Consider the following 16,611-nt stretch of genomic DNA (forward strand, 5'->3'; position numbering starts at 1 on the left):
TGGTCCGGTGGTCATAGCGGTGGGGAAACGCCCGGTCTCATTCCGAACCCGGAAGCTAAGCCCACCAGCGCCGATGGTACTGCTCGGGAGACTGGGTGGGAGAGTAGGTCACCGCCGGCCACTCACATTCGTGAGTGATGGGGAGTGCCTCCTTCGGGAGGCGCTCCCCATCGTCATGTCCAGCCCGTGTGAGAGGCTGGACCGCTCGTTCGACGAGCATCAACGTGAAAAGCGACGAGGACATCCGCGCACAGCGCGGCGGTGGGGAGATCGGCATGGCAGAGCAGGGTTCGCGCGGCGGCGGGAACAACGAGCGTCGGCCGAGCGGCGGCGCACGTGGCGGCGCCGGCGGTTTCCGCTCCGGTGGTCCTCGTCGCTCCGACTCCTCGCAGCGTCCTGACCGCGACCGTCCTCGTCGTTCGAGCGCCGGTGACGACCAGCGTCCCAGTCGTCCCGTTCGTGACGGGGCCCGTCAGGGTGACCGCCCGCAGCGTTCCTACGGTGACCGTCCCCGTGACGACCGCCAGCGCGATGACCGTCAGGGCGACCGTCCGCAGCGTTCCTACGGCGACCGTCCCCGTGTCGACCGCCAGCGCGACGAACGCCCCCAGCGTTCCTACGGTGACCGCCCCCGTGACGACCGCCAGCGTGACGACCGCCCCCAGCGCTCCTACGGTGACCGTCCCCGTGACGACCGCCAGCGGGACGACCGTCCCCGTCGCACCGACCGTCCGTGGGAGGACCGCGGGCCCCGGACCGAGCGTCCGCGACGCGACGACGACCGTCCTCGTCGTGATGAGCGACCCCGTCGCGACGACCGTCCGCGTCGTGACGACGACCGCCCCCGCTCCGACCGTCCGCAGCGCGACTCGTTCCGCAGCAACCAGTCTCGCGGGGACGCTCGCGGTGAATCCCGCGGTGAATCTCGCGGTGAATCCCGCGGTGTAAGCCGCGGTGAGACCCGTGGCGGGTTCCGCAGCGGTGCCCGGCCCGACATGCGTTCCGGGGAGCGTCCCGGCGCTCGTGGTGGCGCCGGCCGTCCCGAGCGTGCCGGCCGCCCGGACCGCGGTGACCGCCCCTTCCGCGACCGTCCGCAGCGGGCGGACGAGCGTCCCCGTCGCACCGACCGCGGCCCGGTCCGCTCGGCCGGCGCCGACCGTGGCCGGGACAGCCGTCCGCCCCGTCCGACGGGCCCCCGCATCCCGGACGGCGTGACCGGCAAGGAGCTGGCGCCCGACGTCCGTCGTGCGGTGCAGAGCCTGCCCAGCGAGAGCGCGGACGTCGTCGCCAAGCACCTCGTCGCCAGCGGCCAGCTCCTCGAGGTCGACCCCGAGGCGGCGTGGCAGCACGCGCTCGTGGCGCAGAAGCGCGGGGGACGCATCGCCGCCGTCCGTGAGGCCGCGGGCATCGCCGCCTACAAAGCGGGCCACTTCCGCGAGGCGCTGGCCGAGCTGCGCACCGTGCGCCGGATGACGGGCGACGACAGCTACCTGCCCCTCATGGCGGACTGCGAGCGCGGTTTGGGCCGCCCGGAGCGCGCCCTGGACCTCGCGACCTCGCCCGAGGTCGCCGGCCTGGACACCCCGGCGAAGGTGGAGATGCTCATCGTCGCGGCCGGGGCGCGCCACGACCTCGGTCAGCACGACGCGGCCGTCGTGTCCTTGCAGGTGCAGCAGCTGCGCACCAACAGCCGTGCGCCCTGGCGCGCGCGCCTCTGGTACGCCTACGCGGACGCGCTGATCTCCGTGGGCCGCACCGCCGAGGCGCGGGACTGGCTGGTCAAGGCCGCCGAGGCCGACGCCGACGGCGAGACCGACGCGGCCGAGCGCCTCGACGAGATCGACGGCATCGTCTTCGACGAGGTCTGGGACGACGAGGACGACGAGGCCGAGGACGACGAGGCCGAGGTCGGCGAGGTCGAGGAGGCCGAGGTCGAGGAGGCCGGTGACAGGGCCGGGCGTGACGAGGACGACGCCACGGACGGGCACTGACCGTGCGCGTCTACTGGCCGACGACCCTCGCGGCCCTCGCCCGCCTCGCCGACACCGCTGAGCTGGCGGCGGCGCCCGTCACCGTGCACGCCGTGACCCCCACCCTCCGGGACTACTACGCGGACGCCGATCCGCGCGACCTCGAGGAGGAGCTGGAGTACGTCGCGATGACGGACGCCGCGGGGGAGTCGGTGCGGATGCTCGCGGCGGAGGCCGCGGGCGGCGCCGCCCGCCGGGTGGTGCTCGCCCTCGACGTCCCCGACGCCGCCGTGGAGGTGGGACGCGCGGGGTGGGCCGCGCCCGAGCGCTCGCAGGTGCGCCTCACCGTCCCGTTGACGCTCGACGACCTCGCCAGCGTCCACGTCGACGACGGTGACGCCGAGGCGGACGTGCGGGCGGCGGTCGCCGCGCTGCCCGCGGCCGACGCCGGCGACGAGGACGCGCAGTTCACGGTCGAGGCGTGCGAAGGGCACGACCTCCTCTGGTACGACGCCGGCGAGCTGCCGATCCTGCTCAGCGTCGGTCCCTGAGGCGGTCCCCCGGACCGCTCAGGCTCCTGCGGCCCACTCCTGCGCCAGGGCCGACTCCGAGCGGACGAGCTGGAGCAGGCCCGGCAGGGCGGCCCGCTCGACCTGGCCGCCCAGGAGTGGCACCCGGACCTCGAGCGTGCCGTCGAGGCGGTGGGAGCTGCCCGGACCGTCGGGCGCCAGGACCGAGGACGCCGTCAGCGTCACGGGCGCGTTCCGGATCGTCAGCGTCAGGTGCGACCGGCGGCTCCCGTCGGCAGCCGCCGGGTCCCACCGCTCGACCTGCTCGACGACCGCGGTGGACCCGAGGAAGCGCGATGCCGCCGCCGGCAGGACGTCCGTGCTCACCGTGCGGGTGCTCGTCACCACGACGGCCTCGCCGTCCGCGGACACCGACTCGGTGTGCTCGAGCGCACCGGAGCGTTCGGCGCGGGCGCGCAGGAACGCCGGGTCGACGAGGACCGCGTGCACGGCGGTGGGGGGCGCGGTGAAGCGCGTCTGCTCGGAGAACGGGGTGGGCACGGCGTCACTCTAGGTGCCGCCTCGCGCGTCCCCCTGCGGACCGGCCGTGATCACGACTAGGCTGGCAGCGCGTATCCACCCGCGAACCGGAGCAGTGATGCCCGCCTCGACCTCGGCCCCCGCCGGCAGCGTCCGTGAGCTCGTCCGAGCCGCCTCGACCGCCCGAGACGACCGCTGGGGGGAGGGGATGCCGCCGGCCCTGAGCTCCGGGACGGCCGTCGAGCGGCTGCTGCTGGACTACTTCGCCCACACCGCGCCCGATGACCTCGCCGAGCGCGCTCCGGCGGAACTCCTGGCGGCCGTCGCCTCGCACGTGCGGTGCGGGGCGGTCCGCCGACCGGGCACCACCCTCGTCCGCATCGTCGACGGCCCCACCTCGGGTGCGGGGGAGGGCCGGTCGACCGTCGAGGTCGTCACCGACGACATGTCCTTCCTCGTCGACAGCCTCACCGCAGCGCTGACCCGCGCGGGGCGCGGCATCCACCTGCTCGTCCACCCGCGGCTCGCGGCGCGCCGTGCGGCCGACGGGACCCTGGAGGACCTCCACGACGTCGGCACCGCCCCGCCGTCGGAACCGGCCGAGTCCTGGATCCGCATCGAGATCGACACCGCGGGCGCTCCGGAGGCCGACGAGGAGCTGCTCACGAGCCTGCAGGGCGTCCTCGACGACGTCCGCGCCGCCGTGAACGGCTGGCAGCCCATGCGCGCCAAGGCGCTGCAGATCGCCGACGCCCTGCAGATCGATCCGCCCAAGGGGATCGCCGACGCGGAGCTGCGCACCGCCGAGCGGTTCCTGCGCTGGATGGCCGACGACCGCTTCACGTTCCTCGGCTACCGCGAGTACGACCTCGTGACCGCCCCCTGCGCGGACGGGGAGGCGGCCGAGGGGGACGAGGACGTCCTGCTCGTCGCCCGGTCCGGCACGGGTCTCGGTGTCCTCGCCGAGCGGCCCGGCCGGCGCGGGGGCCGGGAGCGCAAGCTCTCGGGCCCGGTGCGGGACAAGGCGACCGAGCCGCAGGTGCTCGTCGTGACGAAGGCCAACGCGCAGGCGACCGTGCACCGGCCGGCGTTCCTCGACTACGTCGGCGTGAAGAAGTTCGACGCCGACGGCCGCGTCACCGGGGAGCTGCGGTTCCTCGGGTTGTTCACCTCGGTGGCCTACACCGACTCCGTCAAGCGCGTCCCCGTCGTCGCCGAGAAGGTCACGGAGGTGCTGCAGCGCGCCGGGTTCGGCTCCGGGGGGCACTCGGCCAAGGACCTGCTGAGCATCCTCGAGACGTTCCCGCGCGACGAGCTGCTGCAGTCCGACGTCGAGACCGTCCTGCAGACGTCGCTGGCCGTCCTGCGCCTGCAGGAGCGACGCCGGACGCGGGTGTTCCTGCGCCGCGACGACTACCGCCGCTTCATGTCCTGCCTCGTCTACATGCCGCGCGACCGCTACACGACGCGGGTGGGCGCGCGCATCGAGTCGCTCCTGCAGGACGCGTTCGACGGCGGGTCCGTCGAGCACACGCTGCGCGTCTCGGAGTCCGTGCTGGCCCGCCTGCACGTGGTCGTCCGCGCCCGCGCCGGGGAGGAGCTCACCGACGTCGACGTCTCCCAGCTCGAGGCCGACGTCGCCCGCGCCGCCCGGTCGTGGGAGGACGACGTCGTCGACGACGCCCGGGAGCGGGCCGGGGACGCCGGCGCCGCCCTCGTGCGGCGCTGGGCCGGCGGCATCCCCAACGGCTACCGGGCGTCGGTGCCCGTCGAGCGGGCCGTCGCGGACCTGCAGCGGGCCGAGGAGCTGCTGGACCGCGCCGACGGCGAGCAGCGCGACCAGCCGCTCCTGGACCTGCGCGAGGACCCCGAGCAGCCGCGGTCGTGGCGGATGACGAGCTACCGGACGAGCCCGGTCACCCTCAGCGCGGTGCTGCCGGTCCTGTCCGACCTCGGCGTCGAGGTCACCGACGAACGCCCGCACCAGCTGACGCGCGAGGACGGCCGGCGGGTCTGGGTCGACGACGTGGGCCTGCGGCTGCCGGTCGACGTCTGGCACCTCGACGCCGACGCGGCCGCGGCACGCACCCGGTTCACCGAGGCCTTCGCGGCCGCCTGGTCGGGTCAGGCCGAGAGCGACAGCCTGGCCCGGCTCGTCCTGGCCGGCCAGCTCACGTGGCGGCAGGTCGCCGTCGTGCGCGCGCTCGTGCGCTACCTGCGGCAGGTGGGGCTGGCGTACTCGCTGGACTACGTCGCCAACTGCCTGCTGGGCGACGTCGGCATCACCCGGCTCGTCGTCCGGTTGTTCGAGGCGCGGTTCGCGCCGACGCGGCCGGGCCACGAGGACGAGCGGGCCGAACTCGTCGACGCGCTCGCCGAGGAGACGCGCGGCGCGCTGGACGGCGTCGCGAGCCTGGACGCCGACCGGATCCTGCGGGCGCTGCTGTCCGTCGTGCAGGCCGTCGTGCGCACGAACGCCTACCAGGACGGGCCGGACGGCAGGCCCCACCCGTACCTGTCGTTCAAGCTCTCGCCGCGGCTCGTGGCGGGGATGCCCGAACCCGCGCCGCACGCGGAGGTCTGGGTCTACTCCCCGCGGGTGGAGGGCGTGCACCTGCGGTTCGGCGAGGTCGCCCGCGGCGGTCTGCGCTGGTCGGACCGGCGCGAGGACTTCCGCACCGAGGTCCTGGGGCTGGTGAAGGCGCAGATCGTGAAGAACGCCGTCATCGTCCCGACGGGGGCCAAGGGGGGTTTCGTCGCCAAGCAGCTCCCGGACCCGTCGGTGGACCGGGACGCGTGGTGGGCCGAGGGGATCGCCTGCTACCGGACGTTCATCTCCGGCCTGCTCGACATCACCGACGACCTGCGGTTGGTCGACGGGGTGCGCACGACGGTGCCGCCCGTCGACGTCGTCCGCTACGACGGGGACGACTCCTACCTCGTCGTCGCGGCCGACAAGGGGACGGCGACGTTCTCCGACATCGCCAACGAGATCGCGGTCTCGCGGGGTTTCTGGCTGGGCGACGCGTTCGCCTCCGGCGGATCCGTCGGGTACGACCACAAGGCCATGGGCATCACGGCCCGCGGGGCGTGGGAGAGCGTGCGCCGGCACTTCCGCGAACTCGGGCACGACACCCAGTCCGATCCGTTCACCGTCGTGGGCGTCGGGGACATGAGCGGTGACGTCTTCGGCAACGGGATGCTGCTGTCGCAGCAGATCCGGCTCGTGGCGGCGTTCGACCACCGGCACGTGTTCCTCGACCCCGACCCCGACCCGGCCGCCTCGCACGCCGAACGCGCGCGGTTGTTCGCCCTGCCGCGGTCGTCGTGGGCCGACTACGACACCTCCCTCGTCTCCGAGGGCGGGGGCGTCTACCCCCGCACGGCGAAGTCCGTACCCGTCAGTCCGCAGGTCGCCCAGCGCCTCGGCCTGGACCCGGCGACGCGGTCGATGTCGCCGGTCGACCTGCTCAAGGCGGTCCTGGCCGCGCCCGTCGACCTGTTCTGGAACGGCGGCATCGGGACCTACGTCAAGGCGTCGACCGAGTCGCACGCCGACGTGGGCGACAAGGCGAACGACGCCATCCGCATCGACGGCCGCGACCTGCGCGTCCGCGTCGTCGGGGAGGGCGGGAACCTCGGCCTCACCCAGCGCGGGCGCATCGAGGCGGCGCAGTCCGGCGGTCCGGGTGGCGAGGGCGTCAAGCTCAACACCGACGCCATCGACAACTCCGCCGGCGTCGACTGCAGCGACCACGAGGTCAACATCAAGATCCTGCTGGACCACCTCGTGACGCAGGGGCAGCTCGACCCGGCCGACCGGAACGAGACCCTGCTGCGGATGACCGACGAGGTCGGCCACCTCGTCCTGCGCGACAACTACGACCAGAACGTCGTGCTGAGCGTCGAGGGGAGCTTCGCCTCAGGCCTGCTGCCGGCGCACCGGCGGTTCCTCGACGTCCTCGTGCGCGCCGGGGACGTCGACCGGCGGCTGGAGGCCCTGCCGTCGTCGGCCGAGCTCGACCGGCGCGCCCGCGAGGGCGGCGGGCTGACGATGCCCGAACTGTCGGTCCTCATCGCCCACGCCAAGATCACCCTCGGCCGCGCGGTGCTGGACAGCGCGCTGCCGGACGAGGAGTGGGTCGCGGCGACCCTGCGCGGGTACTTCCCCGCGGAACTGGGCGAGCGGTTCGGCGACCACCTCACCGACCACCCGCTGCGCCGGGAGATCGCGACCACGGTCCTGGTCAACCACGTCGTCGGGACCGGGGGGCTGACGTTCGCGTTCCGCGCCGCCGAGGAGACCGGGTCCGACCCCGCCGACGTCGTGCGGGCCTTCGTCGTCGCCTCCCAGGTGTTCGGGCTGCCCGAGCGGGCCGCGGCCGTCGAGGCCCTGGACGGGCAGGTGGAGGCGTACGCGCAGTCCCGCATGCGCCAGGCCCACCAGCGGCTGCTGGACCGCTCGGTGCGCTGGCTCCTGCACACCCGGCCCGAGGGGATCGACGTCCCCGCCGAGATCGCCCGGTTCGCCCCGGCCGTCGCCCGGCTGGCGCCCTCGATCGTCGACCTCGACGACGCGGCGACGCTGCAGGCCGAGGCGGAGTGGTTCACCGAGCGCGGGGTCCCCGCGGACGAGGCGCTGCGGACGGTGGCCCTGCTGTCCCTGTTCCCGCTGCTGGACGTCGTGGAGGTCGCCGACGCGAGCGGCCGCACCGTCGAGGAGATCGCGGCGGTCTGGTACGAGCTGTCCCGCCGCTACGCCATCACCACGGTGCTGGAGGGGATCGCCGCGCTCCCGCGCGGGGACCGCTGGCAGTCCCTGGCCCGGGCGGCGCTGCGCGACGACCTGTACTCGGCCGTGCGGGACTTCACGGCCGCCGTGGTCGCCGAGGTGCCCGCGGGTGCCCCGGTCGACGCGGCGGACGCCGTGCAGGCGTGGGAGACCGCGCACGCCCCGGCCGTGCGGCGGGCGCAGCAGACGATGACGGACCTGGAGGGCGAACCGGGCGCCGGGGACCTCGCGGCGCTGTCCGTGGGACTGCGGGCGCTGCGCACCGTCCTGCGCGCGGGCTGAGCGGAGGTCCGGCGTGGTCGGCCCGTACGCTCGTGCGGTGCCCACCATGTCGGACCTGCTGCACTCCCAGACCGCGATCTCGGGCGCGGAGGCGGAGTGGTTGCGGTTGCTCGTCGGCGACTGGCAGCTCATCTCCGACCTGTCGTTCGCCGACCTCGTCCTGTGGGTCCCGACGGCCGACCGTCAGCACTTCGTCGCGGTCGCGCACTGCCGTCCCACCACCGGCCCGACGGTGCACTACGACGACGTCGTCGGGGCCGTGCTCGAACGCGGTCGCCGTCCGCAGGTGGACACGACGTTCGACGAGGCGCGCAGCCTGCGCGGTCGCGACCCGGAGTGGGACGACGACGTCCCCGTGCGCGAGGAGACCATCCCCGTCGTCCGGGAGGGCGTCGTCCTCGGCGTCCTGGCCCGGCACACCAACCTGGCGACGTCGCGGACGCCCAGCCGCCTGGAGCTGAACTACGTCAAGTGCGCCGACGACCTCACCCGCATGATCGCCGCGGGGGAGTTCCCGCAGACGGCGGCGCCGACGGGCCCGCGCCGCGGCGCCCCCCGCGTCGGGGACGGGATGCTCCGTCTCGACGCCGACGGGGTCGTCACCTACGCCAGCCCCAACGCGCTGTCCGCGTTCCACCGCGCCGGCCTCATCGGCGAACTGGTCGGGGCCAACCTCGCCGAGATCTCCAGTTCGCTGGCCGCCTCCCACCTGCCGGTCGACGAGTCGCTGCCCCTGGTCGTCACCGGCCGGGCACCCTGGCGCACCGACCTCGAGACGGACGCGGCGACCCTGTCGATGCGGGCGATCCCGTTGACGCGCAAGGAGAACGGCGCGGCGGTGCGCACCGCGGCGCTGCTGCTCGTGCGCGACGTGTCCGAACTGCGCCGTCGTGAGCGCGAACTCATGACGAAGGACGCGACGATCCGCGAGGTGCACCACCGGGTCAAGAACAACCTGCAGACGGTGGCTGCGCTGCTGCGGCTGCAGTCGCGGCGCATCGGCTCGGAGGAGGGGCGCTCGGCGCTGCAGGAGGCGATGCGGCGGGTCGCCACCATCGCCACCGTCCACGAGACGCTGTCGCAGGGCATCGACGAGAACGTCGACTTCGACCAGGTCCTCGACCGCTGCCTCATGATGGCCGCCGAGGTCGCGATGGAGAACGCCGAACGCGTCCGCACCGTGCGCGAGGGCCGGTTCGGCGAGCTGCGGCAGGAGGACGCGACGGCGCTCGCGCTCGTCCTGACCGAGCTGGTGACGAACGCCGTCGAGCACGGCTTCGGGTCCGACAAGGCCGGGACCGTGGTGGTCAAGGTCGAGCACACCGCCGACGACCGGATCGAGGTCGTCGTCAGCGACGACGGCGTCGGGTTGCCGGCGGACTTCCAGGTCGGCAGTTCCGGGCTCGGGACCCAGATCGTCCGCTCGCTCGTGGCGGGAGAACTGCGGGGGCGCATGGAGTTCGGCGCCAGCGAGTCCGGGGGGACGGAGGTCCGGCTGGACCTGCGCGTGCGGCGGGACGTCGCCCAGATCGGCAGCGTCCGCAACTGAGCGGGTCACGACGTCAGCGAGGCCCCCGACCGGAGTCGGGGGCCTCGCTCAGTGTCGTGCTGGTGCGGCGGGTGTCAGCTCGCGCGGCGGGCGCGGGCGGCGCGGCGCTTGAGGGCGCGACGCTCGTCCTCGCTCATGCCGCCCCACACGCCCGCGTCCTGGCCGGTCTCCAGCGCCCACTTCAGGCAGGAGTCGACGACGTCGCAGCGGCGGCAGACGGCCTTGGCCTCTTCGATCTGCAGGATCGCGGGGCCCGTGTTCCCGATGGGGAAGAACAGCTCGGGGTCTTCGTCGAGGCAGGCGGCATTGTGGCGCCAGTCCATGGGGGTTCCACTCCTTCTCGCGTGTTCGGTCTCAGGACACACGTGTCAACCTCGCGGAAACGAGCTGGACACGCGGGATCCCTGAGCACCGGCAACGCCGGCGGTGCCAGGACACATGCTCCTCACCTGCAACTTCCCAGGTGACGACGTGTGTCGGGGATCGCGTCGGGATCCAGAGTCACACCTCGTGCGCGCTTTCACAAGAGGTGGGACCAGGTCGATCGTGAGGAACGCATGTCGAGTACGTCACACGGTCGTAACACAGCAGACCCCTCCCGGTAATCCGTGGTCTCCCGGCGCGCCCGGTTCGACACGCCGAGTCATGACCCTCGCTGGGGGGACGCGCCGCTACGGACCGGGGGAGGCCCCCGACGTGCTGCCGTACCGTGCTCCCGTGCCGTCCGTCCCCGCGCCCAAGGCTGCGACACATCGCCCCCGCCCGCCACTGCTGACGGCCATCGCCGTGGTCGTCGGCGTCGAGGTCCTCCTCCTGCTGGCCGGGGCCGCCTACCTCGTGCACGGTCTGGTCGTCGAGGGGTCGCGTGCTCCGCTGGCCGGGCTGTCGGTCGTCCTGCTCGCCGTCGTGTTCGCCGCGGGCCTGGCGTTCTGCGCCCGCGGCCTGCTCCAGCGGGCGACGTGGGCGCGCTCGCCGCTCGTCGTGTGGCAGGTCCTGCAGATCGCGGCCGGCCTGCCCGCGTTCACCGGGGGGTCGCCGTGGCTCGGGGCGCTCCTCGTCGTGCCCGCCCTCGCCGTCGGCGTCGGCCTCTTCCTGCCGTCGGTCTCCGACGAGGTCGGTCGCTGACGGTCGGTCGCCGACCGTCAGTCGACGTCGCCGAGGCCGTCGCGCAGCTGGGCCAGCGTCCGGGTGAGCAGCCGGGACACGTGCATCTGCGAGATGCCGACCTCGGCCGCGATCTGCGACTGGGACATGCCGCGGACGAAGCGCAGCACGAGGATCCGCCGTTCCCGCACGGGCAGGGCCGCCAGCAGCGGGCGCAGCGCCTCGCGGTTCTCGACGTTCTCCAGCGCAGCGTCGTCCTCGCCGAGCGCGAGGGCCGGGGACGTGGGGGAACCCGTGTCCAGCGGGACGGTCGAGTAGGCGTTCGCGGCCTCGAGCACCTCGACGACGTCGTCGGCCTCGTGGCCGGTGCGCTCGGCCAGCTCGGCCACCGTCGGGGCGCGGCCCAGCTCCTGGGTGAGGACCTCCCGGGTGTCGGCGAGCAAGCGGCCCGCCTCCTGGACCCGGCGCGGCACCCGCATCGCCCAGCCGCGGTCGCGGAAGTGCCGCTTGATCTCGCCCAGCATCGTCGGTACGGCGTACGCCCCGAACGGCACGCCGCGGGTGGGGTCGAAGCGGTCGAGGGCCTTGAGCAGCCCGATGGTCGCGACCTGGGCGAGGTCGTCCTGCGGCTCGCCGCGGCCTGAGAAGCGGGCGGCCAGGTGCTCGGCCAACGGCAGGTGGCGGCGCGTCAGCTGCTCGCGCAGGTGGAGCCGCTCGGGGTCGTCGGGTGCGAGGGAGGCCATGCGCTCCAGGAGTGGGGCGTCCGCGTCGTGCTCGCCCTCGCGTGCCGCCGGCACGTCCCGCGCCGGCGAGCGGTGCGACGTCCCGTTCACCCGACCCCCGCGGCCACGCTGGCGGCCGCCCCCGACGTCTTGCTGTGCCGCAGCACGATCCACGCCCCGGTGGCCGAGGTGCCGGTGAAGACCTCGCCGACGAGGGCCTCGAGCACCGCCCACGCGAAGCTCGAACGTTCGGGCAGTTCGCGCGCCGGGCCGCGCACCTCGACCTCGAGGGACCCGTCGCCGAGGCGGAAGGTCGCCACCAGCTCGGCGTCCGACGGCGAGGGCCCGAGCAGCAGCGTGCACGCCTCGTCGACGGCGATGCGCAGGTCCTCGATCTCGTCGAGCGTCAGGTCCAGCCGCGCGGCCAGTCCGGCGCTCGCGGTGCGCACGACCGTCAGGTACGCCGGGTCGGCCGGGACCCGCAGCTCCACCAGGTCGGTGGAGGCGTCCGCGACCGGATCGCCGGCCGGTTCACCGGTCGTGGAGGTCGACACGTGGCTGGGTCCTTTCGGGGCCGGGTACAGCGCGGAGCTGCTGCTCAACGTACAAGCGTGACCACGTTAGGTCACGGCCGGGGCCGGGGTGTCACCACCGAGCGTCGCCAGCTGCTCGCCGTCCAGCCGCCAGACCGTCCACTCGTCCTCCGGCCGCGCCCCGAGGGCCCGGTAGAAGGCGTGCGCGGAGGTGTTCCAGTCCAGGACCCAGAACTCCAGCCGACCGAAACCCCGCTCGGTGCAGATGCGCCCGAGCTCGGCGAAGAAGGCCGACCCGATGCCGCCGCGCCGGTGCTCGGGACGGACGTAGAGGTCCTCGAGCCACATGCCCTGCCGGCCGAGCCACGTCGAGAACGTCGTGTACCACAGGGCCATGCCGACCACCTCGGGACGGCCGTCCACCTCGACCTCCGCCACCACGCAGCCGATCCCCGTACCCGGCTGCAGGGCGCGGGCGAAGTCCTGGGCGCTCGCCGTCGCGGCCTCCGGCTCGCGCTCGTACTCGGCCAGTTCCCGGACCAGGCCCGCGATGGCCGCGCCGTCCTCGGGGGTGGCGGTGCGCAGGGTCGCCCACGGGGCTGGGGTGCTCACGGAGCCACGGTAGGGCAGTCGGTGGCGCCCACCCGCACGCTGGTCCAGACCCCGTCGCGCACCACGAAGCCCGCGCCGGGTCCGGGACCGGGCGCGGGGACCGGACGGCGGCCGACGAGCTCGGCCGGCACGCGGTCCGAACGGCCCAGCAGCACCGTCGTGCGGGCCGTCGTGCGGGCCAGCGCCGCGACCCCGCGGAAGCTGCCCGTCAGCTCCTGCCCCTCACCGGCGACGACGACGCGGACCGGCTCGCCGCCCTGCAGGGCCGCGACCAGCGCGTCCTCGACGTCCGGGGGCAGCGGCCGGACCGCGTCGTCCACCAGCACCAGCCGGCCCGCCGCCAGCGCTGCCCGCACGGCCGGTCCGCCGGCCGTCCGTGCCCAGACGCTGCCCGGCTCCTGGGCCGCGAGCGTCCGCAGCGCGGTGGTGCGTCCGCTGCCGGCCGGGCCGGCCACGAGGAGCACGGGGTCCGCCGTGACCACGACAGCCCCCGCGTCGTCCCCGCCCCGGCCCAGGACGAGACCACCCGGGGCGGCTGCGGGGACCGGGCAGCGGCGCGGGAGGGGGGCCACCGGCCACCGGCACGCGCGCGGCGCGGCGGGGTCCCGGGGGAGGGCGACCTGCACCTCGGTGGCCCGGCCGTCCACGACGAGCAGGCCGCGGCCGGGGACCGCGGCCCGCGGGACCTCGGCGGGTCGCACGCCGAGCAGGCTCGCGTCCCCGCGGTCGGCCGTCCGCAGGAGCACGACCTGCCCCGCGGTCGCCGAGACGGCGCCCGTGAGGCACTGCCGGTCGCCGGCCACCACGACCCGCAGCCCGGCCCCGGAGCCCTCCCGCAGCAACCGCAGCAGCGGGTCGGTGCCCGCGACCGGGTCCGCTGCCGCCAGGGCCGCCGACCAGGACTCCCAGCCGTCGACGACGAGCAGCAGGTGGTCCGTGGCGGGAGCCCCGGCTCGGCGGGCCTCCACCTCGGCCTGCAGCCGTTCCAGGACCCGGCCGGCGCGCCACACCTCGTCCCGGGCGACGACCGAGGCGGTGCCCCCGGTGCCGGCCAGGTCGCGCAGCCCGCCCCCGCCGTCGAGGACGTGGACCTCGACGTCCGGTCGGGCGCCCGCCTCCACGGCCAGCCGGCGCAGCAGGGTCGTCCGGCCGCTGCGCACCCCGCCGACGACGAGCAGGTGCGAGCCGGCGTCCAGGTCCCAGCGGGCCTCGGCGCGGTCCTGCTGGTCGGGCAGGTCGACCAGACCCCACCCGAGGGTGCGGTCCGCCGTGCGCGGGACCTCCTCCGCCCCGACGACCGCGGGCAGCGGCGGCAGCCACGGGGGCGCGGGACGGGGCCGGTCGGCGGCGGCGCGGACGGTCTCGACGAGACCGGGCAGGTCGTCCACCTCCGGCCGCGGGGGGCCTGCGGGCGCCAGCGGGTCGACGGCCTCGACGCTCACGGCGCCCCGCACCGGACCGCGCAGCCGGGCGGTCTGGAACGAGCGTGCTCCGGTGCTGCTCGAGCGCAGGAGCGCCCGTCCGGGCACGGTGAACGTCGCCGGTCGCGGGTCGCCGACGACGTCCTCGGCGTCGGCGCGGTCCTGCACCCGCAGCGCGAGGCGCAGGTCGGTGTTGGCGCGGATCTCCGGGCTCACCACGCCGGCGGGGCGCTGGGTCGCCAGCACGAGGTGGATCCCGAGCGAGCGCCCGACGGCGGCGAGCCGCACGAGGCCGTCGACGAACTCGGGCACCTCCTGGGACAGGACGCGGAACTCGTCCACGACCACGACGAGCCGCGGCAGGACGCCGGGCGGCAGGGCGGCCACGTCGGCCGCCCCGGCGTCGGCCAGCACCCGTTCGCGGCGGCGCACCTCGGCCCGCAGGCTGCGCAGGACGCGTGCGGCGAGCTGGTCGTCGAGGTCGGTGACGAGCCCGGCGACGTGGGGGAGCCCGGTGACGCCGCCGAAGGCAGCGCCGCCCTTGTAGTCCACGAGGACGAACTGCAGCCCGTCCGGGGGCGTGCGCAGGGCCAGGGCGAGCACGAGGGTGGTGAGCAGGACGGACTTGCCCGCGCCCGTCGTGCCCGCCAGCAGCGTGTGGGGGCCGTCGCGCACCAGGTCCACGGTGACGGGGCCGGCCGCGTCCGCCCCGACCACGGCCGGCAGACCGGGAGCGGGGTCGGCCCACGTCCGTCGCACGCTCTCGGGGCCGGGGCGACCCACGAGGTCCAGCAGGTGGACGTCGGTGGGCAGCACGTCGACCGACGTCGTCCCGGCGGCCAGCAGCGGGGCGCAGGCCCTGGCCAGTCCGGCGGCCCAGTCCTCACCGACGCCGTCGGGGCGGAACGCCTGGTCGCCGTCGGCCGTGCGCACGACGGGGACCGTGGAGCCCAGGTCGACGACCGTCCGGCAGGCCGGGGGCAGCTCCGCCGGACCGGCGCCCACGCAGACGGTGTGCACCCTGACCGCGGGACCGTCGGTCAGCAGTTCGGTGAGCCGCGCGTCGGCGTGCCACCACGCGACCGGGTCCAGCAGGACCACGAGAGCGGGACCCGGCGCGGGACCGGACGTGGCGCGGGCGCGGACCTGGTCCACGGCCGCCGCCAGCACGTCGCCGTCGGCGGGCGGGCCCGCGTGGTGGGGGAACCACCCGGCCCACTCCTCCTCCGCGGCGGTGAGGATCCGGACGTCCGCGGGTGCCTGCCACGCCGCCAGTTGCGCCACCCACCAGCGCACCGCCGCGGACGCGTGCTCGCCCCGTCCGCAGACCCCGACCGCGCCGGCCCCGAGGTCGACGACGACCGGGACGTCGCGGAGCCGGGACAGGGGCCCCTCGCCGTCGCGCAGCGTGGCCGTCGCGGCGGGCAGCTCGCCGAGGCCGACGCGGACGGTGAGGTGGTCGGGATCGTCCGGGCGCCGGCGGAACAACCGGTCACCCCGCCCGACCACCTCGGCGTGCACCTCGTCGGCGCCGGGGTGCCGTTCGCGTCGCCCGGCGGTCTCCCGCTGGAGCGCGTCGCCGTGCTCGCGGCGGACGACGTCCCGCGCGGACGTGAGCTCGGCCGCCGCCCGGGCGGTCACGCGCCGGTGCCGACGCCGCTGCCCCCACCACTGGCCTCCGGCGACCACGGGGGAGGCCAGCCCGAGCAGCAGTGACAGCGGCGTCCAGACGAGGGCGAGCACGACGGCGACCGCCAGCGGCACGAACAGCCCCAGCCAGGGCGGTCCCGGCGCCTCGGCCTCCGGCGCGGGGGAGGGCCAGCGCCACGTGCGCGGCCCGGGGGTGGCCAACAGGCGCGGTGGCCGGTTCACCAGGAGGTGGCCCTGTCCGTCGGGTCGGGCGACGGCCGCACCCACGGGCACCGGCCCGCGGCGCAGGACGGTGTCGCCGACCGCGAACAGGGCTCCGGCCAGCAGGGAGGTGTCGTCGCCGGCGAGGTCGCCGTCGTCCATCCGCAGCAACCGCGTGCCGTTGAGCGAGCCGAGGTCACGGACCGTCGACATCGACGCCTCGACGCGCAGTTCCGCGTGCCGCCGCGAGACCGAGGGGTCGGTGAGCGCGACCGTCGCGCCGGCCTCGTCCCGGCCGACCACGTGCCGCCCCGGCGCGAGCGGGAACCGCGTTCCGGCGTCGGGTCCGGCCGCGACCACGAGTTCCACGCCGTCGACCCCCGCAGGTGCGGGGACGGGCGGCCAGACGGTTCCCGCCAGCAACGGCGGGAACCCGAGGACGGCCCCGGGGTCCAGGCCCCACGTCGGCGCCCAGTCCTGCGGCCAGGGCCCGGTCACCTCCTCGAACTGCTCCCGGGCAGCGGCCAGCGTCGTCCCGGCGGGAACCTCCACCAGCACGTCCACCCCCAGCACGGTCATCCGGAACGGCACCGGCGGAGCCTCGCACGGAGCACCGACAGGGCCCGCCAGTCGTCCACAGGGCGGAGTTGTCCACACCATCCAGACGTTGTCCACATCACCCGAATGCCGATCGCCGGTTTTCCCCTACGGTTCTCCGAGCCGAGT

General features: G+C 75.2%; 11 protein-coding genes and 1 rRNA gene. 6 read left to right on the forward strand and 6 right to left on the reverse strand.

Features of this window, described 5'->3' with window-relative positions:
* Nucleotides 1-3: 3 nt before the first annotated feature.
* The 3 genes from rrf (at nucleotide 4) to AB1207_RS14740 (ending at nucleotide 2,521) form a co-directional block, all read left to right on the forward strand.
* Nucleotides 4-120: ribosomal RNA gene (rrf, locus tag AB1207_RS14730) — 5S ribosomal RNA — on the forward strand.
* 1,091 nt (nucleotides 121-1,211) lie between these two features.
* Nucleotides 1,212-1,991, forward strand: coding sequence for a tetratricopeptide repeat protein (locus tag AB1207_RS14735; RefSeq protein ID WP_367639142.1), 780 nt, complete (start codon nucleotides 1,212-1,214; stop codon nucleotides 1,989-1,991).
* 2 nt (nucleotides 1,992-1,993) lie between these two features.
* The gene (locus tag AB1207_RS14740; RefSeq protein ID WP_367639143.1) at nucleotides 1,994-2,521 is read left to right on the forward strand and encodes a DUF6912 family protein; all 528 of its coding nucleotides are present in this window, start codon (nucleotides 1,994-1,996) and stop codon (nucleotides 2,519-2,521) included.
* 18 nt (nucleotides 2,522-2,539) lie between these two features.
* Here the strand turns inward: AB1207_RS14740 and AB1207_RS14745 are convergent, their stop codons facing one another.
* Nucleotides 2,540-3,040: a DUF2505 domain-containing protein gene (locus AB1207_RS14745; protein WP_367639144.1), complete on the reverse strand. Its 501-nt coding sequence runs from the start codon at nucleotides 3,038-3,040 to the stop codon at nucleotides 2,540-2,542.
* Nucleotides 3,041-3,137: 97 nt separating this feature from the next.
* Between AB1207_RS14745 and AB1207_RS14750 the strand changes: the two genes are divergently transcribed.
* Both AB1207_RS14750 and AB1207_RS14755 read left to right on the forward strand, forming a co-directional pair.
* Nucleotides 3,138-8,093, forward strand: a complete 4,956-nt coding sequence (locus tag AB1207_RS14750) for an NAD-glutamate dehydrogenase (protein WP_367639145.1) — start codon at nucleotides 3,138-3,140, stop codon at nucleotides 8,091-8,093.
* A gap of 46 nt (nucleotides 8,094-8,139) precedes the next feature.
* Entirely contained in the window at nucleotides 8,140-9,642 is a 1,503-nt protein-coding gene (locus AB1207_RS14755) for a sensor histidine kinase (RefSeq protein ID WP_367639352.1), read from the forward strand.
* 74 nt (nucleotides 9,643-9,716) lie between these two features.
* Here the strand turns inward: AB1207_RS14755 and AB1207_RS14760 are convergent, their stop codons facing one another.
* A complete protein-coding gene (locus AB1207_RS14760) occupies nucleotides 9,717-9,965 on the reverse strand; it encodes a WhiB family transcriptional regulator (protein WP_179753353.1) in 249 nt (82 codons plus the stop codon).
* A gap of 394 nt (nucleotides 9,966-10,359) precedes the next feature.
* Between AB1207_RS14760 and AB1207_RS14765 the strand changes: the two genes are divergently transcribed.
* Nucleotides 10,360-10,767 (forward strand): hypothetical protein, encoded by a 408-nt coding sequence (locus AB1207_RS14765; protein ID WP_367639146.1) that lies wholly within the window; start codon nucleotides 10,360-10,362, stop codon nucleotides 10,765-10,767.
* A gap of 17 nt (nucleotides 10,768-10,784) precedes the next feature.
* Here the strand turns inward: AB1207_RS14765 and AB1207_RS14770 are convergent, their stop codons facing one another.
* The 4 genes from AB1207_RS14770 to AB1207_RS14785 form a co-directional block, all read right to left on the reverse strand.
* Nucleotides 10,785-11,579, reverse strand: a complete 795-nt coding sequence (locus AB1207_RS14770) for a SigB/SigF/SigG family RNA polymerase sigma factor (RefSeq protein WP_367639147.1) — start codon at nucleotides 11,577-11,579, stop codon at nucleotides 10,785-10,787.
* Nucleotides 11,576-12,022 carry an ATP-binding protein gene (locus tag AB1207_RS14775; protein ID WP_367639148.1) on the reverse strand — a complete coding sequence of 149 codons (447 nt, stop codon included), beginning with the start codon at nucleotides 12,020-12,022 and terminating at the stop codon, nucleotides 11,576-11,578. The genes AB1207_RS14770 and AB1207_RS14775 overlap by 4 nt, the downstream gene beginning before the upstream one ends.
* A 66-nt stretch (nucleotides 12,023-12,088) precedes the next feature.
* Nucleotides 12,089-12,613, reverse strand: coding sequence for a GNAT family N-acetyltransferase (locus tag AB1207_RS14780; RefSeq protein ID WP_367639149.1), 525 nt, complete (start codon nucleotides 12,611-12,613; stop codon nucleotides 12,089-12,091).
* Nucleotides 12,610-16,476: an FtsK/SpoIIIE domain-containing protein gene (locus tag AB1207_RS14785; protein ID WP_367639150.1), complete on the reverse strand. Its 3,867-nt coding sequence runs from the start codon at nucleotides 16,474-16,476 to the stop codon at nucleotides 12,610-12,612. Before AB1207_RS14785 ends, AB1207_RS14780 begins: the two co-directional genes overlap by 4 nt.
* Nucleotides 16,477-16,611 lie beyond the last annotated feature (135 nt).

The sequence above is a fragment of the Kineococcus endophyticus genome (genome assembly GCF_040796495.1).
Lineage (GTDB): Bacteria > Actinomycetota > Actinomycetes > Actinomycetales > Kineococcaceae > Kineococcus > Kineococcus endophyticus.

What these genes read in the sequence shown, in the direction of transcription:
- AB1207_RS14750 (WP_367639145.1), top strand. Translation starts at nt 3,138, where the DNA reads ATGCCCGCCTCGACCTCGGCCCCCGCCGGCAGCGTCCGTGAGCTCGTC.
- AB1207_RS14755 (WP_367639352.1), top strand. Translation starts at nt 8,140, where the DNA reads ATGTCGGACCTGCTGCACTCCCAGACCGCGATCTCGGGCGCGGAGGCG.
- AB1207_RS14760 (WP_179753353.1), bottom strand. Translation starts at nt 9,965, where the DNA reads ATGGACTGGCGCCACAATGCCGCCTGCCTCGACGAAGACCCCGAGCTG.